This is a genomic window from Arthrobacter sp. G119Y2, from assembly GCF_038069765.1.
Lineage (GTDB): Bacteria > Actinomycetota > Actinomycetes > Actinomycetales > Micrococcaceae > Arthrobacter_B.
Map to the genome: position 1 here is coordinate 252,239 of NZ_JBBPFS010000005.1, position 25,427 is coordinate 277,665.

21 protein-coding genes and 1 riboswitch are annotated in these 25,427 nt (G+C 66.9%); of the genes, 12 read left to right on the plus strand and 9 right to left on the minus strand.

Going from position 1 to position 25,427, the window contains the following annotated elements:
• Window positions 1-2: 2 nt before the first annotated feature.
• Window positions 3-1,055 (plus strand): protein translocase subunit SecF, encoded by a 1,053-nt coding sequence (secF, locus tag WKB88_RS12940; RefSeq protein WP_445818918.1) that lies wholly within the window; start codon window positions 3-5, stop codon window positions 1,053-1,055.
• A 511-nt stretch (window positions 1,056-1,566) separates the two neighbouring features.
• Window positions 1,567-3,738 carry a RelA/SpoT family protein gene (locus WKB88_RS12945; protein ID WP_341395095.1) on the plus strand — a complete coding sequence of 724 codons (2,172 nt, stop codon included), beginning with the start codon at window positions 1,567-1,569 and terminating at the stop codon, window positions 3,736-3,738.
• Here WKB88_RS12945 and WKB88_RS12950 read toward each other — a convergent pair.
• From WKB88_RS12950 to WKB88_RS12960, 3 genes are all read right to left on the minus strand, one after another.
• On the minus strand, window positions 3,723-4,364 hold the full coding sequence (locus WKB88_RS12950) for a hypothetical protein (protein WP_341394952.1): 642 nt from the start codon (window positions 4,362-4,364) through the stop codon (window positions 3,723-3,725). The two genes, WKB88_RS12945 and WKB88_RS12950, sit on opposite strands and share 16 nt — an antisense overlap.
• 93 nt (window positions 4,365-4,457) lie before the next feature.
• Complete coding sequence (locus WKB88_RS12955) at window positions 4,458-5,894, minus strand: DUF349 domain-containing protein (RefSeq protein ID WP_341394953.1); 1,437 nt, start codon at window positions 5,892-5,894, stop codon at window positions 4,458-4,460.
• A gap of 52 nt (window positions 5,895-5,946) precedes the next feature.
• Window positions 5,947-6,762, minus strand: coding sequence for a peptidylprolyl isomerase (locus tag WKB88_RS12960; RefSeq protein ID WP_341394954.1), 816 nt, complete (start codon window positions 6,760-6,762; stop codon window positions 5,947-5,949).
• Between the two features lie 242 nt (window positions 6,763-7,004).
• Between WKB88_RS12960 and hisS the strand changes: the two genes are divergently transcribed.
• A complete protein-coding gene (gene hisS, locus WKB88_RS12965) occupies window positions 7,005-8,363 on the plus strand; it encodes a histidine--tRNA ligase (RefSeq protein WP_341394955.1) in 1,359 nt (452 codons plus the stop codon).
• Here the strand turns inward: hisS and WKB88_RS12970 are convergent.
• Window positions 8,332-9,120: a response regulator transcription factor gene (locus tag WKB88_RS12970; RefSeq protein WP_341394956.1), complete on the minus strand. Its 789-nt coding sequence runs from the start codon at window positions 9,118-9,120 to the stop codon at window positions 8,332-8,334. The two genes, hisS and WKB88_RS12970, sit on opposite strands and share 32 nt — an antisense overlap.
• Window positions 9,117-10,505, minus strand: coding sequence for a histidine kinase (locus WKB88_RS12975; protein ID WP_341394957.1), 1,389 nt, complete (start codon window positions 10,503-10,505; stop codon window positions 9,117-9,119). Before WKB88_RS12975 ends, WKB88_RS12970 begins: the two co-directional genes overlap by 4 nt.
• Before the next feature lie 189 nt (window positions 10,506-10,694).
• Here WKB88_RS12975 and WKB88_RS12980 point away from each other — a divergent pair, with 189 nt between their 5' ends.
• Window positions 10,695-11,717, plus strand: coding sequence for an adenosine deaminase (locus tag WKB88_RS12980; RefSeq protein WP_341394958.1), 1,023 nt, complete (start codon window positions 10,695-10,697; stop codon window positions 11,715-11,717).
• Here the strand turns inward: WKB88_RS12980 and WKB88_RS12985 are convergent.
• Window positions 11,714-12,988: an APC family permease gene (locus WKB88_RS12985; RefSeq protein WP_341394959.1), complete on the minus strand. Its 1,275-nt coding sequence runs from the start codon at window positions 12,986-12,988 to the stop codon at window positions 11,714-11,716. The two genes, WKB88_RS12980 and WKB88_RS12985, sit on opposite strands and share 4 nt — an antisense overlap.
• Before the next feature lie 165 nt (window positions 12,989-13,153).
• Here WKB88_RS12985 and aspS point away from each other — a divergent pair, with 165 nt between their 5' ends.
• Window positions 13,154-14,959: an aspartate--tRNA ligase gene (gene aspS / locus WKB88_RS12990; protein WP_341394960.1), complete on the plus strand. Its 1,806-nt coding sequence runs from the start codon at window positions 13,154-13,156 to the stop codon at window positions 14,957-14,959.
• Window positions 14,960-15,085: 126 nt separating this feature from the next.
• Here aspS and WKB88_RS12995 read toward each other — a convergent pair whose 3' ends face one another.
• Together WKB88_RS12995 and WKB88_RS13000 are read right to left on the minus strand one after the other, a co-directional pair.
• A complete protein-coding gene (locus tag WKB88_RS12995; protein ID WP_341394961.1) occupies window positions 15,086-15,454 on the minus strand; it encodes a hypothetical protein in 369 nt (122 codons plus the stop codon).
• A 511-nt stretch (window positions 15,455-15,965) separates the two neighbouring features.
• On the minus strand, window positions 15,966-16,472 hold the full coding sequence (locus WKB88_RS13000) for a flavin reductase family protein (RefSeq protein WP_341394962.1): 507 nt from the start codon (window positions 16,470-16,472) through the stop codon (window positions 15,966-15,968).
• A gap of 61 nt (window positions 16,473-16,533) precedes the next feature.
• Window positions 16,534-16,655: riboswitch (SAM riboswitch) on the minus strand.
• A 105-nt stretch (window positions 16,656-16,760) separates the two neighbouring features.
• Here WKB88_RS13000 and WKB88_RS13005 point away from each other — a divergent pair.
• Together WKB88_RS13005 and WKB88_RS13010 are read left to right on the plus strand one after the other, a co-directional pair.
• Window positions 16,761-17,597 carry a PhzF family phenazine biosynthesis protein gene (locus WKB88_RS13005; protein WP_341394963.1) on the plus strand — a complete coding sequence of 279 codons (837 nt, stop codon included), beginning with the start codon at window positions 16,761-16,763 and terminating at the stop codon, window positions 17,595-17,597.
• Window positions 17,598-17,615: 18 nt separating this feature from the next.
• Entirely contained in the window at window positions 17,616-18,689 is a 1,074-nt protein-coding gene (locus WKB88_RS13010; protein WP_341394964.1) for a nitronate monooxygenase, read from the plus strand.
• A 40-nt stretch (window positions 18,690-18,729) separates the two neighbouring features.
• On the opposite strand, the gene WKB88_RS13015 is transcribed toward WKB88_RS13010, so the two are convergent.
• The gene (locus tag WKB88_RS13015) at window positions 18,730-19,365 is read right to left on the minus strand and encodes an acVLRF1 family peptidyl-tRNA hydrolase (RefSeq protein ID WP_341394965.1); all 636 of its coding nucleotides are present in this window, start codon (window positions 19,363-19,365) and stop codon (window positions 18,730-18,732) included.
• A 76-nt stretch (window positions 19,366-19,441) separates the two neighbouring features.
• On the opposite strand from WKB88_RS13015, the gene WKB88_RS13020 reads away from it, so the two are divergent.
• The 5 genes from WKB88_RS13020 (at window position 19,442) to alaS (ending at window position 25,426) form a co-directional block, all read left to right on the plus strand.
• The gene (locus WKB88_RS13020; RefSeq protein WP_341394966.1) at window positions 19,442-20,884 is read left to right on the plus strand and encodes a replication-associated recombination protein A; all 1,443 of its coding nucleotides are present in this window, start codon (window positions 19,442-19,444) and stop codon (window positions 20,882-20,884) included.
• A gap of 262 nt (window positions 20,885-21,146) precedes the next feature.
• A complete protein-coding gene (gene rpsD, locus WKB88_RS13025) occupies window positions 21,147-21,773 on the plus strand; it encodes a 30S ribosomal protein S4 (RefSeq protein WP_104054795.1) in 627 nt (208 codons plus the stop codon).
• A 232-nt stretch (window positions 21,774-22,005) separates the two neighbouring features.
• Window positions 22,006-22,377: a DUF948 domain-containing protein gene (locus WKB88_RS13030; protein WP_341394967.1), complete on the plus strand. Its 372-nt coding sequence runs from the start codon at window positions 22,006-22,008 to the stop codon at window positions 22,375-22,377.
• 28 nt (window positions 22,378-22,405) lie between these two features.
• Window positions 22,406-22,660, plus strand: a complete 255-nt coding sequence (locus tag WKB88_RS13035; protein ID WP_341394968.1) for a hypothetical protein — start codon at window positions 22,406-22,408, stop codon at window positions 22,658-22,660.
• Window positions 22,661-22,744: 84 nt separating this feature from the next.
• A complete protein-coding gene (gene alaS / locus WKB88_RS13040; protein WP_341394969.1) occupies window positions 22,745-25,426 on the plus strand; it encodes an alanine--tRNA ligase in 2,682 nt (893 codons plus the stop codon).
• Window position 25,427: the final 1 nt, after the last annotated feature.

Here is a 25,427-nt window from a genome sequence, read left to right on the forward strand (position 1 = left end):
GAATGAGCAAGCTGCCCAGATTTGCCACGTTCGGCAACGAGCTTTACACCGGCAAGCGCTCCTACCCGTTTGTGCCCAAGGCCAAACTCTGGTTCCTGATCGCCGCCGTCGCCGTCCTCCTCTCCATCCTGATCCCCGTGGTCAAGGGCGGCTTCAACCTCGGCATCGATTTCCGCGGCGGTTCCGAGTTCACCGTTTCCGGCGCAGCCAACACTGAAGTCAGCACCGGCGAGGAGGCAGTGGGGGAGATCGCCAGCGAAGCGCGCATCATCAACATTGCCCCCGGCACCATGCGCGTGCAGACCGAGCAGCTCAGCGATGACCAGACGCTGGAGGTCAAGAACAACCTGGCCGAGGCCTACGGAGTCGAAGAGGAGCAGGTTACCTCCACGTTCATCGGCCCCCGCTGGGGCGAGGACGTCAGCCGGCAGGCACTGATCGGCCTGGTGGTCTTCGTGGCCCTGGCCGCTGTGCTTATGGCACTGTACTTCCGGACCTGGAAAATGTCCGTTGCCGCCATCACCGCGCTGCTTGTGGTCATGGTGACCACCGCCGGCCTGTATTCGCTCAGCGGATTCGAAGTCACGCCGTCGGCCATTATCGGGTTCCTCACGGTGCTCAGCTACTCGCTGTATGACACGGTGGTGGTTTTCGACAAGGTGCGGGAAAACACCAAGAACCTGGACAAGAGCACCAAGCGCACGTTCATGGAGCAGGTGAACCTGGCCGTGAACCAGACCCTGGTCCGGTCCATCAACACCTCGGTGGTCGCGGTTCTTCCGGTTGCCTCCGTGCTGTTCATCGGTGCCTTCCTGCTGGGAGCAGGCACGCTGAAGGACTTGTCCCTCGCGCTGTTCATCGGCATCATTCTCGGCACCGTGGCCACCGTCTTCATTGCGGCTCCGATGTACGCCTGGCTGCGCCGCAACGAGCCGGAGATTGTCCGGCAGGCCAAGCGCGTGAAGGAACGCCGGGCACAGGAAGCCAAGGAAGCCGGTGCCGCGGCCGGCGCCGGAACTCCCTCGGGAGCAACGGCGGTTTCCGCCGGAAGCTGATTAGCAACCGGCATCAGGGCCCGGAACAATCGGTTCCGCAGGCCGGCCTGCACGGGGTTCGCCCTGACGCGGGCCGGGCTGCGGAACCGGTGGTTTAACCGTCGACCGGCACAGGCATAGACTTGAACGGAAGACCGGTTCGCCGGGCGCCCGTTCACGTGCGTGAACGGAAGCGTTTAGGGTGGACAAGGTCGAACACGTCACAGAGAGGGCAGCAGTGGGCGAGAGCGCGACACCGGCCGACAAGGCCGGCGCAGGAAGGGCCCCGGGAATACCTGCCGCGGCAGCCCCCGGAGCTCCGGTTCCCGCTGCGCCCCGGCCGGGCCGGACCGCCAAAACGGCGCGCCAGCCCCAACCGGGAAAGGCCGTGGAGAAGGCCCCGGACGCTGCCGCACCCCCCGCCGTCGTCCCTGCCGGAGATCGGAGTGCCCGTCCGGCCGCTGGCCGACGCACCTCCACGCGGGCGCGGCTGGCGCGGCTGGCCGGCCGCAGCAGCCCCGGCTACTCGCCCATGCTCGAGCCGCTGCTGCGCACCGTCCGCGTCAACAATCCCAAAGAGGACCTGGACCTTATCCAGCGTGCCTATCTGGTAGCCGAACGCAGCCACGACGGGCAGAAGCGCAAGAGCGGCGATCCCTACATCACGCACCCGGTGGCCGTCGCCACCATCCTTGCCGAGCTTGGCATGACCGGAACCACCCTTGCCGCCGCGCTGCTGCACGACACGGTGGAAGACACCAGCTACACCCTCGATGAGCTGCGGCGTGAATTCGGCCCCGAAGTGGCAATGCTCGTGGACGGCGTTACCAAGCTGGACAAGGTGACGTTCGGCGACGCGGCGCAGTCCGAAACAGTGCGCAAAATGGTTGTGGCCATGGCCAAGGACATCCGCGTCCTGGTCATCAAGCTCGCCGACCGGCTGCACAACGCCCGCACCTGGCGTTTTGTCTCGCAGGAGTCCTCGGCCCGCAAGGCGCGCGAGACCCTGGAGATTTTCGCCCCGCTCGCCCACCGCCTCGGCATGAACACCATTAAGTGGGAGCTGGAGGATCTCTCCTTTGCGGCGCTGCATCCGAAGGTGTACGACGAGATCGTCCGCATGGTTGGCGACCGCACTCCCGAACGCGAGAAGTATCTCTCCACCGTCCGGACGCAGATCGCCGATGACCTGCACGCGGTGAAGATCAAGGCCACCATCACCGGCCGCCCCAAGCACTACTACTCCATCTACCAGAAGATGATTGTCCGGGGCAAAGACTTCGACGACATCCACGACCTGATGGGCGTGCGCGTCCTGGTGGACTCGGTCCGCGACTGCTACGCAACGCTCGGCGCCCTTCATGCGCGCTGGAACCCCCTTCCGGGGCGGTTCAAGGACTACATCGCGATGCCGAAGTTCAACATGTACCAGTCGCTGCACACCACGGTGATCGGCCCGGGCGGCAAGCCGGTGGAAATCCAGATCCGCACGCATGACATGCACCGCCGGGCAGAATACGGCGTGGCTGCCCACTGGAAGTACAAGGACGGCTCCAAGACACCGGCCGGCTCGGAAAACAATGACATGGGCTGGCTGCGGTCGCTGGTTGACTGGCAGCAGGAAACATCGGATCCGGACGAGTTCCTGGATTCGCTGCGTTTTGAGATCAATGCCCGGGAAGTCTTCGTCTTCACTCCCAAGGGTGAGGTCATGGCACTTCCGGCGGGATCTACGCCGGTGGACTTTGCCTATGCCGTCCACACCGAGGTGGGCCACCGCACCATCGGCGCCCGCGTCAACGGAAAGCTGGTGCCGCTGAACAGCGAGCTCGAGCACGGTGACTGGGTGGAAATCTTCACCTCCAAGGCGGAAGGCGCCGGGCCGAGCCAGGACTGGCAGGGCTTCGTCAAGAGCCCTCGCGCCCGGAACAAGATCCGCCAGTGGTTCACCAAGGAACGCCGCGAAGAGGCCATCGACAAGGGCAAGGATCTCCTGACCCGCGGCATGCGGAAGCAGAACCTGCCGCTCCAGCGCCTGATGACCCATGACGCCCTTGTGGCGGTGGCCCAGGAGCTGCACCACCAGGACATTTCGGCGCTTTACGCAGCGGTCGGCGACGGGCACACCTCGGCGCAGAACGTGATCGAGCACCTGGTGTCGCTCATGGGCGGACACCAGGGCGCTGAAGAGGACCTGGCGGAAACGCCGGTTTCGACGGCCGCCCGCCGGCCCAAGTTCTCCGATTCGGGCGTCACGGTGCGCGGCGTGGGCGATGTCTGGGTCAAGCTGGCCCGCTGCTGCACCCCGGTCCCGCCGGATCCCATCATCGGCTTTGTCACCCGCGGCTCCGGCGTCTCGGTGCACCGCAGCGACTGCCGCAACGTCTCGGAACTGCGGGACCAGCCGGACCGCATTGTCCCGGTTGACTGGGCCCCGACACAGTCCTCGGTTTTCCTGGTGGAAATCCAGGTGGAGGCACTGGACCGCAAGAGCCTGCTTTCAGACGTCACACGGGTGCTTTCGGAGAACCATGTGAACATCCTTTCGGCCAGCGTCAACACCTCCAGCGACCGGGTCGCCATGTCCAAGTTCGTGTTCGAGATGGGCGATCCCAAGTATCTGGACCACATCCTGAGCGCCGTGCGGAAGATCGACGGCGTGTTTGACGTGTACCGCACCACCGGATCTCAGCGCCGGGTCTGACCCGCACCGGCTGCCGCGAGCAGCAGGGCGGCATCGATCCGTTGCAGGGCCGTCGATTTCCCCGGCAGCCGGCTGGCCGACTCCAGCTTGCTGCGGACAAACCCGAGCGGGCAGCGCAGTACCGGATCCGCCGCGATGGCCAGCAGCGCGCGGACTGCGGGCCCCTCCGGGCAGTGCCGGGCTATGTCCGTTGCTGTTCGCAGGGGAGTGGTCACGGTAACACCGGCGATCTCCATGCCCTCCGCCGGGTCCAGCTGCACCTCGTGCAGGACGGCGGTGCTGAAGGGCGGCAGCGCGGTGGTCCGGCGGCCGTGGTCGATCAGCAGCTGCAGCTGCCGCGGCGCCGGCGCACAGCCGTAGATCCAGGCGGCGGTTAGCCGCCCCAGCATGGTCCGCTCCACCAGCCGCTCCGTCAGGCAGTTTCCCGCCGCCAGGGCCCGGCAGACCGGATCGGGTTCAATGTCCCACCGGACATACGTTTCGGCGTACACCCTTTTCAGCAGCCCGTCGGCGGCCATGGCCTGCAGCTCGACGCCGGAGAAATCCCCTCCCGCCGAAAAAATTGCGCCGCCGGTCGAAGTGACTGTCGGCAGCACACCGGGATAGGGGAACAGTGTTGCCGCCATGGATCAAGCCTGGCCCGGGCCCGGGCAAAACAAAAGGCCCTGCCGGCCCGTTGTGGAAAACGGGGCGGGCAGGGCCTCTGCTGTGTGCCGGTGCTAGGAGAAGTCCTGAGCGGATTTCTGCAGCATGGCCAGCCACTGCTGGCGCGCTTCGAGGGCTTCGCGGGCGTCCGCGATCTTCTTGGCGTTGCCGGCCTTCTCGGCCGCGGCCAGATCTTCCTCGAGGGAAGCGATGGTCGCTTCGAGCTGGCTCAGGGCACTGTTGGTGCGTGCCTTGGTTTCCGGGTTGCTCTTCTGCCAGTGCTCGTCCTCGGCCGCCTTGACGGCTTCCTCCACCTTGCGGATACCGGCTTCCATGCGACCCATGTCCGCACGGGGAACCTTGCCGGCTTCCTCCCAGCGGTCACGGATGGAGTTCAGCGCCTTGCGGGCTGCGGCAAGGTCACGGACGGGAAGGATGCCCTGCGCTTCCTTCAGCAGTTCCTCCTTGACCGTCAGGTTGGCGGCGAACTCTTCGTCGATGACCTCGTTGGCGGCCTGGCGGGCGGCAAAGAACGTGTCCTGGGCGGCGCGGAAACGCGCCCACAGGGCGTCATCATCCTTGCGGCTGGCACGCTTGGAGGCCTTCCACTCATCCATCAGCTGACGGTACTCGGCAGCGGTGTTGCCCCAGTCGGTGGACGTGGCCAGTTCTTCGGCACGCACGATGAGCGCTTCCTTGGCCCGCTTGGCCGCCGTATTCTCGCTGTCCAGCTGGGAGAAGTAGGCGCGGCGGTGGCGGTCAAAGACGGTGCGGGCGGAACGGAACCGCTTCCACAGGCTGTCTTCGTTGCTGCGGCCCAGGCGCGGCCCGTTCTTCTGCGCCGCCTTCCAGGCCTCGAACAGCTCGTTCATCCGGTTGCTGCTGGTCTTCCACTGAATGGTGGCGGGATCCTTGGCAGCGATTTCCTCGGCCTCGGCCACAATCGCTTCACGTGCGGCAAGCTCGCGGGCCTTGACGGCTTCAGCTTCGGCGCGCTCTGCGGCCTCGGCTTCCTTGATGCTCGTCCGCAGTGCTTCGATCTGCGCATCGAGGGCCAGCACATCCCCGACCATCTTGCGCTCGGCCACCTGCTCGCCGAGGTGCTTCAGGGTCTTGAGCATGTCCGTGGTGGGCGCCTTGGCCTGTACCCGGGCTTCCAGCAGTGCAAGCTGGCTGGCGACGTCGTCGTACTTGCGCACGAAATAGGCCAGGGCCTCGTCGCGGCTGGCGTCCGGATACTGGCCAACCGGGAATTCCTCCCCGTTGACGACGAGGAAAACGTGGCCGTCCTCCTCGACCCGGGCAAAGCGGGCAGCTTCCTCAAGCGATGTCGAATGCACCGGCGGAGCCGCAACTACGGGCTTGGGTGCTGCCTGTGCCGGGCTGCCGGCTGCAGGTGCCGGACGCCGGGCAGCGAAAGCCGCCGGGCTGGGCGCTGCGGGCCGTTGCGTGTCGGGAGCCTCCGGGACGGGCCTGGAAACTGTTTCGTCGGATTTCTGACTGTCTGTCACCGCTAAAAGTCTTTCACTCGAGGTTTGGCAGTGTGCGAGCCCGCGCTGCCATTTACTTCAGGGTAAACGAGTCTATCGTCACCGGGGTTTTCGGCTGGCCGTCCTGGCTTTCTGCACCGTCTTTCACAGCTCCCTGCGCGGCGACCGCTTCCAGAACATCCAGCCCTGAGGTTAGCTTACCCATGATCGTGTAGCCGCCCGCATCCTGCGGAAGAATCGAGTCCTTGTAAACAAGGAAGAACTGTGTGCCGTGGCTGTCCGTGGTATCCGCCCGCGCCACCGCCACCGTCCCGGCCGGATAGACGCCGTCGGACGGCGTGTTTTCAACCGGGCCCCACTGGTAGGCGGGGTCTCCGGCGCCGTCGCCTTTCTGCGAACCGCACTGCAGGATGCCCATGGTCTCCGCCGTGGTCAGGCGGTGGCAGGTTTTCCCGGCAAAGAACCCGGAATCGGCCAGTGACTTAAACACTGCCGCCGCCTGCGGGGCCGCGCTGCCGTCGAGCTCAACCCCGAGGTCCCCGGCGCTGGTGGCCAGCGTTCCGGAAAAGACGCGTCCTTCGGCGAGCGACTTGTCCGGGACCGGGCCCGGGGTTACCCCGGACTCGGCAGCGGGCCGGTCCGCAGGGTCGGCGGAAGACTCCGCGGCGGACGCCTGCCGTTCGATGAGCCGGGTCTCCTCGGGGGTCGGATTGGAGGAGAACCACGCAACCTGGAGTGCCAGGGCAAGGGCGAGAACCAGGGCGGCTGCGGCACCGGCGAAGAGGTTGTCCCGTGCCCGGCGTTTGGCCTGGGCCTGCGCCAGGTCACGCCGGGCTTTGATCCTGGCGATGCGCCGGCGTGTTTCGCGGTCTTGGCGGGTCGCGGCCACGGATTCTCCTGTCGGAACGTACGGACTGTCGGATCATACGGACTGGCGCATCATACTTACGGACACCGGCGGACACCGGCGGACACCGGCTGCGCCGGCACGGCGGCACGGCGGCGGCGGTGCGCCCGGTTCGCCAAGGCGAACGCGGAAGACCTAAAATGAGTGCCGCACTTAGTTTAGGCACGCCGGCAGGCGATTTCCCTGCAGCAGACTGCCCACATCCTTAGAAGGAGCTCGCCCGCATGGCACGCAAGGCCTCACTGTCCGGTTTCCCCGAATGGCTACCGCAGGAGCGCCTTGTCGAACTCCACGTCCTGGACGTCCTGCGGCGCACCTTTGAACTGCACGGCTTTACCAACATTGAAACGCGTGCCGTGGAAACCGTGGGACAGCTGCTGCGCAAGGGCGAAATCGACAAGGAAGTTTACGCACTGAGCCGGCTGCAGGCCGAAGAAGGGGAGGGCTCCGCCAAGGAGGACCCGAACCAGCTGGCGCTGCACTTCGACCTCACCGTTCCCTTTGCCCGGTACGTAGTGGAGAACGCCGGGCACCTGGCCTTCCCCTTCCGCCGCTACCAGATCCAGAAGGTATGGCGCGGCGAACGGCCGCAGGAAGGCCGGGCCCGCGAGTTCACCCAGGCGGACATCGACGTCGTCGGCGACGGCGACCTGCCGTTCAGGTACGACGTCGAACTGGCGCTGGTGATTGCCGAAGCCCTCGGCGCGCTGCCCATCCCGGACTTCACCATCCGCGTCAACAACCGCAAGCTGGCCGAGGGGTTCTACCGGGGCATTGGCCTGCAGGACACCGCCGGCGTGCTGCGCAGCATCGACAAGCTGGAAAAGATCGGTGCCGCCCGGGTATCGGAGCTGCTGCAGGAGGAACTGGGCGCGACAGCCGAGCAGGCTGACGCTGCCCTGAAGCTGGCTGCCATCCGTACCGGGGACATGTCCTTCGTGGAGCAGGTCAGGGCACTGGGCGTGTCCAACGACCTGCTGGAAGAAGGCCTGGACGAGCTGTCCCAGGTCATCGCCGAGGCCGTGAAGCGGGCTCCGGGCCGCGTTGTGGCGGACTTGAGCATCGCCCGCGGCCTGGATTACTACACCGGCACCGTGTATGAAACAGTGCTGGTGGGCCACGAATCGCTCGGATCGATCTGCTCCGGCGGGCGCTACGATTCCCTGGCGTCCAAGGGCAGCCGGACCTTCCCCGGCGTCGGGCTTTCCATCGGCGTGACCCGCCTGGTCATGCGCATCCTGAGCCAGAACTTTGCCGAAGCCAGCCGCAGCGTGCCCACGGCCGTCCTGGTGGCCCTGGCCAATGACGATTCCTGGTCTGCGGCGCAGGACATCGCAGGAGAACTGCGGGGCCGCGGGATTTCCGTGGAAGTTGCCGCTAAGGCCGAGAAGTTCGGCAAGCAGATCAAGTATGCGGACCGGCGCGGCATTCCGTTTGTCTGGTTCACCGGCGAAGACGGCAGCCACGAAGTGAAGGACATCCGCTCCGGAAACCAGGTCCCGGCTGATCCGCAGACGTGGACGCCGCCGGCCGAAGACCTTCTTCCTCAGGTCACCGCGGTGGAGGCAGCTCCCTCGGCGTAACCCTCCGTGGGGAGTCATATCCGCGGAACGCGATGGCCGCCTGGACCCGGGACTGTACGCCCAGTTTCGCCAGGACCCGGGACACGTGGGTCTTGACGGTGGTCTCGGCTATGGCCAGGCGGCGGGCGATCTGCTGGTTGGACAGACCCTCGCCCAGGCACGCCAGGACAGCCTCTTCGCGTGCCGTCAGCGCCTCGGCCGGCAGGACGGCGGAGTCGCCGGACGCCCCCGGGTGCCCGGCGCCCGCCGGGGCAGCGGCACTCCGGGTTTCCCGGTCTGCGGGACCCGCGCCGTCGACATAGGCGGCGATCAGCGTTCCCGTCACTTCGGGCGAGAGGACGCTGTCGCCGTCGGCCACGGAGCGCACCGCCCGCACCAGTTCGCCCGGCTCCGCTGATTTCAGCAGGAAACCGGCAGCGCCGGCCCGCAGCGCACCGAACACGTAGTCGTCGAGGTCGAAGGTGGTCAGGACCAGTACGGCTGAAAGGGACTCGGTGACGATCCGTGTGGTCGCGGTGATCCCGTCGGTTCCCGGCATCCGGATATCCATGAGTGTCACGTCCGGCCGCAGTGCGCGGGCCATTGACACGGCCGTGCCGCCGTCCGCGGCTTCTCCCACAATGTGGAAGCCGCCCACCGTTTCCAGGATCATGCGCAGACCGGTTCGGATGGCGGCGTGATCGTCAGCCAGCAGGATCCGCAGCGGTGCGTTCGGCGGCGGGCCGGAGGGGCCCGTGGGATCGGATGACGGGGTCACTGGTGTCCTTCCGAGGGCAGGCGGACCTGCACCTGCCAGGTTGCGGGGGTACCGGCGGGCCCGGCAGTCCGGCCGGCATGAAATGTTCCCGAGAGCTGCGCGGTCCGCAGTGCCATGTTCCGCAGGCCCGTGCCGTTGCCGGCCCTGGCCGCGGTTCCGGCGGGGTCCGCACCGGAAAGGCCGGCGCCGGCGCCGGCGCCGGACGCTTCGGCGGGCAGGCTGTTGCTGACGGTCAGCAGTATTTCCCCGGCTCTTTGCTGCACTGCAACGTGCACCGGTTCGCCCGGCGCGTGCTTGACGGCGTTGGTCAGGGACTCCTGCACGATCCGAAAAATGCTGCTCTGCACAAGAACCGGAAGCCCCGGCCCGGCGTCTACCGCCAGGGTCGCGGGGTTGCCCGCCAGCCGCGCGGATTCGGTCAGCGTCTGCAGCTGCTCCAGTCCGCCCGCCATCGGCATCCGTTCTGCGGACCCGGCTGTGGACCCGGGAGCGGTGCCTCCGGCCGATGGTGCGCTGCCGCGGGATTCCAGGAGGTCGATCATGGCGCGCATCTCCTGGAGCGCGTGCACGCTTTCGCTGCGCACCTGCGCCAGCACCTGCCGGTCCAGCTCCCGGTCTTCGGCAGCAAGGGCGGCAGCGGACTGCAGCGCCACGGCGGACAGCCGGCCGGCGATCGCGTCGTGGAGTTCGCGGGCCATCGCAGCGCGTTCCGAGGCCAGCGCCACCTGCAGGAACAGCTCGGCCATTTCCGCCGCGCGTTCCGCGTTCAGGCGTTCGGTATCGGCACGGATCCTTTCCTGCTCGGCGCGGTCGGCCTGCCGGCGCAGCGTCCCGGCCCACCACAGCGGGATGAGGCAGATGGCGGCCGCCTGGACAACACCGAAAAGGACAAAGGACCAGTCCCGGTACACTGCGCTGGTCCCGGCGATCAGGACGGCTGCCGTGGCGAGGGAAGCCTTTTCCAGTGCACGGCTGAGCCGGGGAGAGCCGAACAGGATCCCCGAATAGAAGAACTCGAAGATCAGCAGGTAGTTGATCAGCCCTGAACCGGTCAGCACGCCCGCAACGATTGCGCTGCCGGTGACAGCCAGCATGAGGGGCACATGGCGGCGCCGAAACAGGGTTCCGGCGCAGCCGACCAGCAGGATGACAACCCAGAGCTGGCCGGGTGCCTGAACCACCGGGGGAAACAGGTCGGCGGAGTTCACGCCGGCGGCCTTGAGCAGGAGTCCCGCCGCGAAATAGGCGGCGGCAGTGGCAACCCCGGTGGGCCAGATTCCGCTGCCCCAGGAATCAAGGGCGCCGGAGGCCGGGCCTGCGCCGCCGGCCTGACCGGTAGCTGCCGCCGGACCCTTGGCGGTGTCAGGCGACGGGGGAGGCAGCATGAACCCAGCGTAGCGACCGTTCCGGGAGTCCGCACCGCAGCCGGCCCTCCGTCCTCCCAAAGGATGAGCCGCCTGCTCCGGGATGGGGGGTGGGGGATGGAGGGATGGGATGGGGGATGGGGGATGAGCCCGCACCTCCGCCGGGTTTCCGTCCTCAGCAGTCCCCGGGGATCATCTAGGCTTAAAAGCATGTCGACTTCCCCCGCCGCCCAGCTGCCCTGCGCCGAACTCCACCTGCACATTGAAGGAACCCTGGAACCGGAGCTCATCTTCGAGCTGGCCGCCCGCAACGGCATCACCCTGCCCTATGCGGACCTCGCCGAGCTGCGGGCCAGGTACGAGTTCACGGACCTTCAGTCCTTCCTGGACCTGTACTACGCCAACATGGAAGTGCTGCGGACCGAGGCCGACTTTGCCGACATGACCCGCGCCTACCTGCGCCGGGCTGCCGCGGCGGGGGTGCGGCACGTGGAAATGATGGTTGACCCTCAGGCGCACCTGCTGCGCGGTGTTCCCCTTTCCACGTGCATCAACGGCGTTGCCGGCGCGCTGGCGGGCAGTCTGGAGGAATTCGGTGTTTCCTCGGAACTGATCGCCGCGTTCCTGCGGGACCGTCCGGTGGAGGAAGCCGAAGATGTACTCCGGCAGCTCCTGGCGCTGAACGCACCCATCGTCGGAATCGGACTGGATTCGGCGGAACTGGGTAACCCGCCGGAGGGCTTCATCGAGCTGTACCGGATGGCCCGGGAAGCGGGCCTGAAGTGCGTGGCCCACGCCGGGGAAGAAGGACCCTCACATTACATTGAGCAGGCTCTGGACCTGCTGCTGGTGGACCGGATAGACCATGGTGTCCGCTGCCTGGATGATTCCGAGCTCGTGGACCGGCTGGTGCGGGACCGTATTCCCCTGACCATCTGCCCGTTTTCCAACGTCCGGCTGCGTTCGGTGGACACCCTCGCCGATCATCCGCTGCCGCAGATGCTGGCCCGCGGGCTCAACGTATCGGTGAATTCGGATGACCCGGCCTACTTCGGCGGCTACGTTGACGACAACTTCCAGCTGCTGCAGTCCACCTTTGACCTGTCCGTGGACCAGCTTCAGGAACTGGCGGTCAATTCCGTGGAGGCGTCCTTCGCCCCGCCGGCCCGCCGCGCGGAACTGCTGGATGAGATCCGCTCCTGGCGGAGCGCGCAGGACAAGGCGCGTTCCTAGCTCCCCGTGCGGCTGCGGCGCACCGTCAGCCGCACCACGAGCCCGAACGCCAGGATGATCAGCATGGGCAGGATGGCCGGCGGCGGCAGGCTCAGTGCCGTCACCAGTGCGCCGGCCAGGCCGGCCAGGTTCACGGCCCGGGGCGTGTACCAGCGGCGCTGTTCCAGGGCGTAGCCGCACAGGTTGGTGATGGCGGCATGCAGGAGCAGGCCAAAGCAGGCCAGGCCCAGCAGAGTTGTCAGCGACGTGGTCAGTACCAGGACGACGACGGCGGCGCCTGCCGCCGCGGCAGCGGGCCAGGGCACCTGCCGGGGGCCTCCGGTGCGGCCGAAGACCCGGGGAAGGTCGCCGTCGCCCGCCATGGCCTCGGCTGTCCGGGCAGTTCCTTCAACCAGCACCCATGCGCCCGACAGGGCCGCTGCCCCGGCGGCGATCGCCACCGCTCCCGTGCCGATGCCCAGCCCCACCGCAGCCACCGGTTCGCGCAGCGGAGCGGGGGCCAGGGCCAGGGCTCCGGGCCCGGAGAACCAGGCAAGCAGCGACTGCCCCACCAGGATGTACAGGCCCAGGGCGAGAAGGACAGCGGCCGGAAGCACGCGGGGAATGAGACGGTCCGGCTCCCGGACCCGGAAGCCCATGGCGGCCAGCCGGGCGTATCCGGCAAACGCGAAGTAGGCGAATCCCGCCCCCTGCAGCAGTCCCGCCGTCGGCGTCGTATCCTCGAGGACACCGGGCTGCGGAGGCTGCCCGCCCGCTTCGTTGAACGCGACCACAACCCCGAATCCCAGTACCCCAAGGACGAAGGCCAAGATGAAACGGATCACCCAGGTGCCGCGCTGCAGGCCGAAGAGGTTCAGGGCAGTGGCCGCGGCCGCGGCGCCAACGGCCGCCGCCCGGGCATGCTCCGGCACTGTGTAGAGACCAAAGGCCAGGGCGAGCACCGCAGCCGCCGGCACCAGCGCACACAGCAGCGTCCATCCGGTGAAGAAGCCCATGTAAGGTCCCAGGAGGACCCGTGCGGCCGAACGGGTGGTGCCGCCTTCGTTGCGGTGCCCCGAGTTGCGCAGTCCGGCGCTCAGCAGGAACGTTGACGCCGCCGAGCAGTAGGCAACCAGCGCCGCCAGGGCCAGTGCGGCCGGGAGGGCGAAGCCCGCCGCCTGCGCAACCGGCGGCAGGACGATGAAGATGCCGCCCCCGACCATGCAGCCAACTCCCACGGTCACCGCGTCAAAACCGCCGAGCGGCTGTTTCCCTGAGGAGCTCCCGGACACGCGTCCCTCCGATCGGTCGGGCGGGGCGGTGCCTGCGCAGCCTGCGGCTGCCCGGCGGTGCCCTTGGCTGGGAAAGGATGTGAACACCGGTAAACTCATGAAGAGACCTTGTATTCACAATGAGCGGGAACAGTGTTTTCCGCAAGCAATCTTGAAAGGACTGCTGTGCTGCGCACTCATGCCCTTGGTTCCCTGAGGGCCGAGCATATTGGACAGACCGTCACTCTCGCTGGCTGGGTGGCCCGACGCCGGGACCACGGAGGGGTTGCCTTCCTGGACCTCCGCGATGCATCCGGATTCGCCCAGGTGGTCGTTCGCGAAGAGGACGTCTTCCACAGCCTGCGCAATGAATACGTCCTGCAGATCACCGGCACCGTGCAGAAGCGCCCCGAGGGCAACGAAAACCCCTCGCTGGCCACCGGTGAGGTGGAAGTGATCGCGGACAAGGTTGTTGTCCTGAACACTTCCGACCCGCTGCCGTTCCAGATTGACGAGCACGTTGAAGTGGGCGAGGAAGCCCGCCTGAAACACCGCTACCTCGATCTGCGCCGCCCGGCGCCGTCCCGGAACATGCGCCTGCGCTCCGAGGCCAACCGCATTGCGCGCAACCTGCTGCATGACGAAGGCTTCGTGGAGATCGAAACCCCCACGCTGACCCGTTCCACCCCCGAGGGTGCCCGCGACTTCGTGGTTCCCGCACGTCTTGCCCCGGGTTCCTGGTACGCGCTGCCGCAGTCCCCGCAGCTGTTCAAGCAGCTCCTGCAGGTGGGCGGCTTCGAGAAGTACTACCAGATTGCCCGCTGCTACCGCGATGAAGATTTCCGCGCGGACCGCCAGCCGGAGTTCACCCAGCTGGACATCGAGGCCAGCTTCGTCGAGGAAGACGACATCATCGCCCTCGGCGAGCAGATCGTGACCTCGCTCTGGAAGCTGATCGACGTCGAGATCCCGACGCCGATCCAGCGCATGACCTATGCCGACGCCATGGCGCGCTTCGGTTCCGACAAGCCGGACCTGCGGTTCGGCCTGGAGCTGACCGAGCTGACGGACTTCTTCAAGGACACCACGTTCCGCGTCTTCCAGGCCCCCTACGTGGGTGCCGTGGTCATGCCCGGCGGCGCCTCGCAGCCCCGCCGCACCCTGGACGCCTGGCAGGAATGGGCCAAGCAGCGCGGCGCCCGCGGCCTGGCCTACGTGCTCGTCCAGGAGGACGGCACGCTGACCGGACCCGTGGCCAAGAACCTGACCGACTTCGAGCGGGAGAACCTCGCGGAAAAGGTGGGCGCCAAGCCCGGCGACTGCATCTTCTTCGCCGCCGGCGAGACCACCACGGCCCGTGCGCTGCTCGGCGCCGCACGTGTTGAGATCGGCCACCGCACCGGCCTGATCGACCCGAACGACTGGGCCTTCGTCTGGGTTGTCGACGCACCCATGTTCGAGCCGGCCTCCGAGGCCGTTGCAGCCGGTGACGTTGCCGTGGGCGGCGGCGCCTGGACCGCTGTCCACCACGCCTTCACGTCGCCCAAGCCGGAATTCATGGACACGTTCGACACCGACCCGGGATCCGCTCTGGCCTACGCGTACGACATTGTCTGCAACGGCAACGAAATTGGCGGCGGTTCCATCCGTATCCACCAGCGCGACGTGCAGGAACGTGTCTTCAAGGTCATGGGCCTCTCGCAGGAGGACGCGCAGGAGAAGTTCGGCTTCCTGCTCGAAGGCTTCAAGTACGGTGCTCCGCCCCACGGCGGCATCGCCTTCGGCTGGGACCGCGTGGTGGCCCTGCTGGCCGGCACCGAGTCCATCCGCGACGTCATTGCCTTCCCGAAGACCGGCAACGGCTATGACCCGCTGACGGCCGCTCCGGCTCCGATCACCGCCCAGCAGCGCAAGGAAGCCGGTGTCGACTTCAGGCCTGAGGCCAAGAAGCCCGAGCCGAAGAAGGATGACTCCGCGAAGGACGACGCCTAGTTTTTTCGGAAGATTCATAAACGATGAAAGTGCCCGGCCGCTGATGCGGCCGGGCACTTTTGTTTCTGGCGGGTACGTTTATTTTTGATGAAATGTGCCGGCCGATGAAATGTGCTGACAGTTTGCTTAACCCGCGGCGGGCGCCGTAACGGGGGACGGCAAATGGTAGACAACAAGCCAGTAATCCCCGTCCGGTCCGTCTACTGTGATGGACGCCGGATTTTCACCCGGCATGATGACATGTTCGAAACCCATCAGCATCGGGACATTGCAGTGGTCACTGCCGACGGTGGAAAGGTGGTCCGACTCATCGTCCAGAACCTCGATGTCGTAGGCCCCCGGCTGGTTGCAGGTGAGATAAGAGGTGAAGCTGGTCCCCGGTTCCATAGCGGGCAGCTCGAAGGTGCCGGTTCCGCTGCCGGATTCCTCCAGCACGACGCTAGCGTTGGCGGGACGCCACTGCGGCTGCTGCTGAAAGAAAGTTTCCACGCTCACGGGATTGTCCGCCCGGAACAGAGCCTGCACAGCTGGATCATCCGGTGTCTGGGCGGCATTCGGCGAGGCCTCTGTGCCGGGTGCCTGGGTGGCATTCGGCGCGATCTCCAGACTGAGGCCGTTTGTGCCGGGCTCGCCGGCTGAAGAGGACGGCCGGGCCGGCTCCTCGGCAGAGGCTGAGGGCGAGGCCGGCTTACTGGAAGCGGCCTCCGGCTCCTCCTGCGCGGTGCACCCTGCCAGTACAAGGCCCAGTACTGCTGCCGGAAGCAAAGCCTTCCGTGAAAGCGGCAAACCCGGCCGGCTGCCGGGCTTTCCCTTTTTGTGTGATGTGCCGTGGACATTTCTGTTTGTGCTCATCTCCGCTACTTCCTTTCGAAGTAATCCGAAGAACAATAGTCCGTCCATGGCATGATGTAAAGGTTTGGTAACGGAGACCGTGCCGGCAAGGAATGTGCCGCGGAAAATGAATTGACGCGGCTTCCAATTTCCAGTTCCCGGCGGCGCTTTCCGGTCAGGCGAATTCAGGGACGCTGAGCTGCCGGAACGCCGACCCGTGGAAGACCAGCGGCTCATGGGCGTCGTCGTGGGAGGTGTGGCCGTGAACCCGCAGCAGCACCACTGTGTGGTCGCCCGCGGGCACCTCGTTCTCCACTGAGCACTCCAGCCACAGGGCGGCACGGTCCAGGAACAGGGCACCGGACTCGTCGGTGTGCAGGTCAAGCCCGGCGAAACGGTCGCCGGTTTTGGATGCGATCTGTTTGCAGATTCCCTCGTGTTCGGAGCCCAGGATGGATACGCCGATCCGCGTTGCCGGCCGGAGCACCGGCCAGGTGCGGGACGTGTTCTGTACGGCAAACAGGACCAGGGGCGGGTCCATGGACACGCCCACGGTAAAGGACGAGGCAACAATTCCCTGCGGCTCTCCGTCGACCACCGCGCACAAAGCGGCAATGCCGGACGGGAAACGTGAAAAGGCGCGGCGCAGGGCTGCCGGCTGAAGGTCGCTAACAAGGGACATGGTGGAAAGATCCTCTGCCTTAAGCGCGGTGCCGGCGGCCATTACGGCCGCGGCGCCACCAGCGCGGTACTTGCCGCAGCCGGGAGAGTCTCGCCGGGCGGCCGAATCGTCACCTGGAGCACCCCGCTACGGCGAGAGGGTTGCCGTCCAGCCGGCCAGGGCCCGTGGCTGGAACTCTTGATTCTTCTCCCAAGGTAGGCGCGGCCGATGCAGGGTTGCAAACGGATGCCTTACTTCGTAAAACTCCGCTTCATAAAACTCCCGGCAGCCAGGGGATAGAGTTTGGCTATGAAACAGCGGTGGTTTAAACAGGTGGACGTCTTTGGCAGTGAACCGTATCTGGGCAATCCCCTTGCCGTGGTTCTGGAAGCCGAAGGCCTTTCGGACTCCGACATGGAGTCTTTTGCGCGGTGGACCAACTTGTCGGAAACCACGTTCGTGCTGCCGCCCACCAGGGACGGGGCTGACTACCGGGTCCGCATCTTCACCCCGGGCGGCGAGATTCCCTTTGCCGGGCACCCCACGCTGGGAACCTGCCACGCGTGGCTGGAGGCCGGGAACAAGCGGCGCTATCCCGACGTCGTCGTGCAGGAATGCGGAATCGGCCTCGTGACGCTGCACGCCAATGCCGGCATTGCCGCTTTCGCCGCACCGCCGCTGCTGCGCTCGGGACCGCTTGAAGACGAGGTCCTTGACCAGGCGCTGAAGGCCCTGAACCTGGACCGCACCCAGATCCTTGCCTCCAATTGGATCGACAACGGACCCGGCTGGCTGGGACTGCTGCTCCCGGATGCCGCAGCGGTGCTGGCACTGAAGCCGGATCCGGTTGTCATGGGAAGCCTGCGCGTGGGTGTCATCGGCGCGCAGCCTGCGGACGCTGAAACCGACTACGAGGTCCGCGCCTTTGTGCCCGGGCTCGGCATCACCGAAGATCCCGTCACCGGAAGCCTTAACGCCGGCCTGGCGCAGTGGCTGATTGGCGCTGAGCTGGCACCGGAGCGGTACATCGTCAGGCAGGGTACGGCGGTCAGGCGCGACGGCCGGGTCCGCGTTTTCACGCGCGACGGCAAAATCTGGGTGGGCGGATCCACGGTCACATCCATCGACGGCACCGTCACCCTGTAAAACCTGCTGAGGACCCGCATGTTCAATCTGCACTCCCTGCCGCTTCCCGTCCTCGGCGCGCCGATGGCGGGAGGCGTATCCACTCCTGAACTGGCGGCTGCGGTCAGCAGCGCCGGGGGACTCGGATTCCTGGCGGCCGGCTACAAGAGCGCCGACGCTGTCCGTGAGCAGATTCTCCGGACCCGCAGCCTGACCGGTGCCGGGTTCGGTGTGAACCTCTTTGTGCCGGACCATGCCAATACCTACGCCGCCAATACCTGCGCCGCTGCCGAGGCAGACAGAAAGCTTGCCGCGGCGCTGGCTTTCCGGGACCGGCTGGCGGCCGGCACCGGGCTGGAGCCCGGACACCCGAACCCGGACGACGACGACGGCTGGCCGGCCAAACTGGATCTGGTCCTGCAGGAGCAGCCGGCGGTCGTGTCCTTCACATTTGGGCTGCCGGATGCTGCCGTGCTGGCCGAGCTCGCCGGCCGGGACATCTGCACCGTCATCACGGTGACGGACCCGGATGAAGCCCGGGCAGCAGCCGGGGCCGGAGCCCGGGTTCTGTGCGTCCAGGGACCCGGGGCGGGAGGCCACCGCGGCACCCTGGACAGCGCCAAAGCGCCCGGCGACGTGCCGCTGGACGAACTCCTGCGCGGAATCGCGGAAGTATCCGACCTGCCGCTGGTCGCCGCCGGCGGGATAGCTGCTCCGTCGGACGCCGCCGCGGCGCTGGCCTGCGGGGCAACGGCGGTGCAGGTGGGAACGCTCCTGCTGCTCAGCCCTGAAGCGGGGACCAGTCCGGTGCACCGCCTGGCGCTGCGGGAAGCGGCGCTCGGCTCCCGCTGGCAGGAAACGTCACTGACCCGGGCCTTTTCGGGTCGGCCGGCCCGGGGACTGACCAACGAATTCATGCGCACTTACCCGGACGCGCCCGATGCGTACCCGTACATCAACCAGATCACCGGACCGCTGCGGGCCGCCGCAGCAGCGGAGGGCAACCCCGACGGGGTCAGCCTGTGGGCCGGCACCGGCTACCGGCAGGTGAGCGGGGATGCCGCCGGGATCATTGTCCGCCGGCTCGCCGGGGTCGGGGACCGGGAGTACTGAAACTGCCCGGGGGACTGAAGCTGCACGGCAGTTCGGACCGCTAGGGCACCGTAATCCGGATGAAAACAGAGGCCGCGTCCTTTGCGGCCCTGGCCAGCACGGCCAGCTTGGGATCCTGCACGTCCAGGGGACGCAGCCGGGCCAAGCCGCTCCACGGCTGGAAAATCCGCTCGTTCGCCAGCAGCTCGGTCAGTGCGCGGTCGCCGCCAAATACCAGGTACTCGGGCTGCTGGTCGGTGAAGATCCGGGCTGCCTGTTCGGCAGCGGTCTGCACGAGGGCATCAGCCTGGTTGCTGCGCCGACGTGCGAAGCGCTGCTGTGAGCCGCCGCCTGCTGCGGTGCGGGACTGGACGTACCGGGTGCCGGCCTTGGACGCGAGCAGCAGTCCGTCGCGGGCCACGCCCGCCGCATATCCGCCGCGGCGCAGCAGCACAATGCCGAGGGTGCGGGACTGGCCGGCCAGTGACACCAGGCGTTCGACGTCGTTGGTGCCCCGCCCCGGCCTGCCGTCGTCCGGCCAGGGGGCCAGGATTTCCGCCTCGGTGCCGTTGGCGGCCGCGAGGTGCAGCCCGCCGTGCTCGGGGGTCAGCGCCAGCTCTCCGTTGCCTGCTGCAAACCGGTCCAGCCAGCCGGGCAGCCGCTCGGGTGATACATACGTGGTTCGGGTGGCGGGCATTCGACGATTCTTCCGGTGCGGCTGAGCCGGCGGTTGCCGGGCCTTCTCCACGCTACGGCACGAGTAGCCTTGGGATGTGAGTGATTTGTTCAGCAGCGACAGTGACAGCTACACCGACAGTGACAGCGGCAGCGGCACCGGCACGGACAACCGGTACGACGACGGCGGGTCGGACTCCGCCGCGGGCGATGACGGCCGGAAGCGTCCGCGCAGCCCCCTGGCAGTGCGGATGCGGCCGCGGACGCTGGACGAAGTCGTGGGACAGCAGCACCTGCTCGGCCCGGGATCCCCGCTGCGCACCCTGGCCGAATCGGCCGACGACCGCGGCCCCGCCGGCCCGTCGTCGGTCATGCTCTGGGGACCTCCGGGCACGGGTAAAACCACGCTCGCCCATGTCGTTGCACGCGGTTCCGGACGCAAATTCGTGGAACTGTCCGCCATCACCGCCGGCGTGAAGGATGTCCGCCGGGTGATGGAGGACGCCCTGACCAACCGCGACCTGCACCGCATCACCACCGTGCTGTTCCTGGACGAAATCCACCGGTTCAACAAGGCCCAGCAGGATGCGCTGCTGCCCGGCGTGGAGAACCGCTGGGTGGTGCTGGTGGCCGCCACCACCGAAAACCCGTCCTTTTCGGTGGTTTCGCCGCTGCTGTCCCGGTCCCTGCTGCTGACGCTGAAACCGCTGACCGAACAGGACATAGCCTCGCTGCTCCAGCGCGCCGTGGAGGACGAGCGCGGGCTGGCCGGACGCGTAACGCTGACCGAAGAGGCGCTGGAACACCTGGTGCGCCTGGCAGCGGGCGACGCGCGGCGCGGACTCACTGCGCTGGAAGCGGCCGCGGGCGTCGCCTACTCCGAACGGGCCGACGGCGAGGAGACCCCGGTGGTCACGCTCAGCGACGCGGAAAAGGCGCTGGACGTGGCAGCCCTGCGCTATGATCGCGCGGGAGACCAGCACTATGACGTCACCAGCGCCTTCATCAAATCCCTGCGCGGCTCGGACGTCGATGCTGCCCTGCACTACCTCGCCAAGATGGTCGAGGCAGGGGAGGACCCGCGGTTCATTGCCCGGCGGCTGGTGATTTCGGCCGCCGAAGACGTGGGCATGGCTGATCCCACGGCCCTGCAGACCGCGGTGGCCGCAGCGCAGGCGGTCCAGCTGATCGGCATGCCCGAAGGGCGGATTATCCTGGCCGAGGCCGTGGTGCATATTGCAACCGCCCCCAAATCCAACGCCGCCTACAACGGCATCAATGCCGCCATCGCCGATGTCCGCGCCGGACGCGGGCAGGGCATTCCCGCCCATCTGCGCGACGCCCACTATCCCGGAGCCAAGCAGCTCGGGCACGGCAAGGGCTACGTCTACTCTCACGACGAACCGCACGGCGTTGCCCGGCAGCAGTACCCGCCGGATGACCTGGTGGGCCGCAACTACTACGAGCCCACCGGCAACGGCGTGGAACGGGACATCACGGCGCGGCTTCAGCGGCTGCGCGGGATCATCCGCGGGAAGTAGCCGGGGGAGTCTCCGGGGGAGCCGCCGGAAGGAACTGCGTCCGTCCCCGTGCTAGGATTGATGGTTGACTGGCAAGCGCGACGCCGGACCCCCTTCCCCGCTGTAAGCGGGGAGCTGTGCCCGGTGCCGTGTCTGTAGCAGAAGGCAGCGGTTGGCCCGAGCTCTCCCTAATGGAGGCCAGTACTTACGTATCAGTCATCACGGTATCCCGGTGAGAACCAGGGCTGCGGTGGCCAAACCGCCAAAACAGTGAAAGGTGAACGTGGCTAACAACACACGTGCACGCCGTCAGGCCCGCGCTTCGCGCGCCCTCGGCATTGCTTTGACCCCCAAGGCAGCCAAGTACTTCGAGCGTCGTCCTTACCCGCCGGGTGAGCACGGCCGCGCACGTCGCAAGCAGGACAGCGACTACGCGGTACGCCTGCGTGAAAAGCAGCGTCTGCGCGCCCAGTACGGCATCCGTGAAGCACAGATGACCCGTGTCTTCGAGGAAGCCCGCCGCACCGCCGGTCTGACCGGTGAAAACCTGATCGAGCTGCTCGAGATGCGTCTTGACGCCCTCGTGCTGCGCGCCGGCTTTGCCCGCACGATCGCCCAGGCCCGCCAGCTTGTTGTGCACCGTCACATCATGGTTGACGGCGCCCGCGTGGACCGCCCGTCGTTCCGCGTTTCCGAAGGCCAGCTCATCCATGTGCACCAGCGCAGCGAGACCATGACGCCGTTCCAGGTTGCCGCTGCCGGCGCCCACCGCGACGTCCTGCCCGCCGTTCCGGGTTACCTGGATGTTTCCCTGGACAAGCTGCAGGCACGCCTCGTGCGCCGCCCGAAGCGCTCGGAAGTTCCCGTGACCTGCGAAGAGCAGCTCGTCGTGGAATACTACGCACGCTAATCTCGAGTCTTTCTCGATTTTTCGAACAGCCCGCGGCCCAAGCCGCGGGCTGTTTGGTTAAGCGGCACCTGCCGCTTGCCCTAGGGTCGGGCCGCCGCTGCCCGTCCCGCCGCTGCCGTTCCGCCGGCCGCCGGCTTCGCCTGTGCCCGGGGGCACAAGTAAGTGCTGCGGCCGCGGAGTAGGTAAGGTACATAGCGGAAAGTCTTAGTTTTTCAACCCCAAGAGGAGTGCCATGTCGGGTGGAGATATTGCCGGTCTGATTGCTGCCGGTGTGTTCGCGGTGCTGGTAGTGCTGCTGGCCGTCCCGATCTGGAAGCTGGGCAAGGTCTTTGACGAGCTGCGCGGAGCCATCCGGAACATCAGCGACGAAACCACTCCGCTGATCGAGGAAGTCACCACCACGGTGTCCACCACCAACCTGCAGCTGCAGAAGGTGGACGGCATTTCCTCGAACGTCTCTGACGCAACCGCCAACATCTCCGCCCTGTCCTCGCTGGTGGCCGCCACTGTCGGGTCGCCGCTGATCAAGGTCTCAGCGTTCAGCTACGGAGTCCGTTCGGCCCTTTCCTCCCGCAGCAAGAGCCGCGGCCGCCGCAGCCGCTAACCCCGCCACCAGCACAGGAGCGAAACCCATGATCAAGCGAGTCTTTTGGATGTCCATCGGCGTCACCATCGGCGTCATCGCCGTCCGCCGGTTCTCGGACGCCAGGAACACCCTGGGTCCCGCCGGACTCAACCAGGCCGTCGGCACCGCCGCCGACGCCCTGCAGAACTTCGCCGACGCGTTCCGCGACGGCATGAGCGAACGTGAGGGCGAGCTGCGCACCGCCCTGGGCATGGACACCGGCGACACCGTTGCCGAGACCATGGCTGCCGTACGCCGCTGACATCCACAACCGGCCATCCGGCACCTCGTGCCGGCAGCCTCAACTGAGCGAAACGCCTGAATTACCGGAAGGGTAAAAAGCACCATGAAGTCCCACGAGATTGCACGCCGCTGGCTGGATTTCTTCAGCGACAAGGGCCACACGGTGGTTCCCTCCGCGTCCCTCGTCACCAATGATCCGTCGCTGCTCTTCACCGTGGCCGGCATGGTGCCTTTCATTCCTTACCTCACGGCCCGCGAGAAGGCCCCGTACAAGCGCGCCACCAGCGTGCAGAAGTGCATCCGCACCGCGGACATCGAAGAAGTCGGCAAGACCGCCCGCCACGGCACGTTCTTCCAGATGGCCGGAAACTTCTCCTTCGGTGACTACTTCAAGGAAGAAGCCATCGGCTTCGCCTGGGAGCTGCTGACCAAGCCCGTTGCCGACGGCGGTTTCGGACTTCCGCCCGAGAAGCTGTGGATCACCGTCTACGAGGACGACGACGAAGCCCTGGCCATCTGGCGCGACAAGATCGGCGTTCCCGCCGGCCGCATCCAGAAGTTCGGCAAGAAGGACAACTACTGGTCCACCGGCCAGCCCGGCCCCGCCGGCCCCTGCTCCGAGATCTTCTACGACCGCGGACCGGCCTACGGCGTCGACGGCGGTCCGGCAGCCGATGACGACCGGTACGTTGAGATCTGGAACCTCGTGTTCATGCAGTACCAGCGCGGCGAAGGCACCGGCAAGGACAGCTTCGAAATCCTTGGCGAGCTGCCGCAGAAGAACATCGACACCGGCCTGGGCCTGGAACGCCTGGCCATGATTCTCCAGGGCGTGGAGAACATGTACGAGACGGACCAGGTCCGCCCGGTGCTGGACAAGGCCTCGGAACTCTCCGGCAAGGAATACACCTCCGCCGAGGACCCCTCCGACCCGCACCACACCGACGACGTCCGCATGCGCGTGGTCGCCGACCACGTCCGTTCCGCCCTGCTGCTCATCGCCGACGGCGTGAGCCCCTCCAATGAAGGCCGCGGCTACGTGCTGCGCCGCCTGATCCGCCGCGCGGTCCGCAGTATGCGCCTGCTGGGAGTGGAAACCGCCGTCCTGCCCGAACTGCTGCCGGTCTCCCGCGACGCCATGAAGGGCACCTACCCCGAGGTCGAGACGGATTTCGCCCGCATCAGCCGGATCGCCTATGCCGAGGAAAAGGCGTTCCTGCGCACCATCGCCTCCGGAACCGAGCGCCTCGAGGAAGCCGTCAAGGAGTCCAAGAGTGCCGGCAAGCCGCTCTCCGGCGAAGACGCCTTCACCCTGCACGACACGTACGGGTTCCCCATTGACCTCACGCTGGAAATGGCTGAAGAAGCCGGGCTGAAAGTTGATGAGGCCGGTTTCCGTTCGCTCATGCTCGAGCAGCGCCAGCGCGCCCAGGCCGATGCCCGCGGCAAGAAGCACGGCCACAACGACGTCTCGGTCTTCAACGAGCTGCTGGCAGCCGGCTCCACCGTCTTTACCGGGTACGACGAGCTGACCAGTGAATCCTCCGTCCGCGGCATCATCTCCGGCGGCTCGCGCGTCCCGCACGCCGGCCAGGGATCGGAAATCTCCCTGGTGCTGAACGAGACGCCGTTCTACGCGGAAGCCGGCGGCCAGGCTGCCGACACCGGCCTGATCACCGGCGACGGCTTTGTCCTGGAAGTGCAGGACGTCCAGCGTCCGGTCAAGGGCCTGAGCGTGCACAAGGCGATCGTCCGCGAAGGCGAAATCGCCGAGGGTTCGGCAGTGCTGGCCGCCGTTGACGCCCAGCGCCGCCACGAGGCCGAGCAGGCGCACTCCGGCACGCACATCGTGCACGCCGCACTGCACCAGATCCTCGGCCCGGAAGCGCTGCAGCGCGGCTCCTTCAACAAGGCCGGCTACCTGCGCTTTGACTTCTCTTGGGGCGAGGGCCTCTCCGATGCCGCAAAGTCGGAAATCGAAGAGGTGTCCAACCTGGCCATCCGCAGCAACTACCGGGTCGAGACCAAGGTCATGTCCCTGGCGGAAGCGAAAGCCCTGGGCGCCACCGCGCTGTTCGGCGAAGCCTACGGCGACACGGTGCGCGTCGTCGAAATGAACGGCGACTGGTCCCGCGAACTCTGCGGCGGCACGCACGTCGAATCCACGTCCCGCATCGGCAGCCTCACCCTGCTGGGGGAGCAGTCCGTCGGCTCGGGCAACCGCCGGGTCGAAGCGTTCGTGGGCATGGATGCCTTCCGCCACCTGGCCGCAGAGCGTGCCCTGGTCAACGAACTCTCCGAAATGCTCAAGGTTCCCTCCGTGCAGCTGCCGGACCGCCTGGCCGCCACGCTGGCCAAGCTGAAGGCAACCGAAAAGGAACTCGAACGGCTGCGCCGCGAGCAGCTGGCCGCGTCGGCCGCTGCACTGGTGGGCAAGGCCGTGGACGTCGACGGCGTTCGTGTTCTTGCCCACGACGCCGGATCGGGAGCGGGTGCCGATGACCTCCGCACCCTCGCGCTGGATCTGCGGTCGCGGCTGGGAAGCGGAGCCGCCGTCGTCGCAGTTGCCGGTGTCTCCAATTCCCGTCCCGTGGTGATTGTTGCCACCAACGAGGAAGCCCGCGCCGCAGGAGTCAAGGCAGGTGCGCTGGTGAAGCTGGCCGCCGGAGTACTCGGCGGCGGCGGCGGCGGCAAGGACGACGTCGCCCAGGGCGGCGGCTCGGACGCCTCGAAGCTCGGCGAGGCACTCACTGCAATCCAAGCCGCAGTTGCCAATCGGGGCTGAC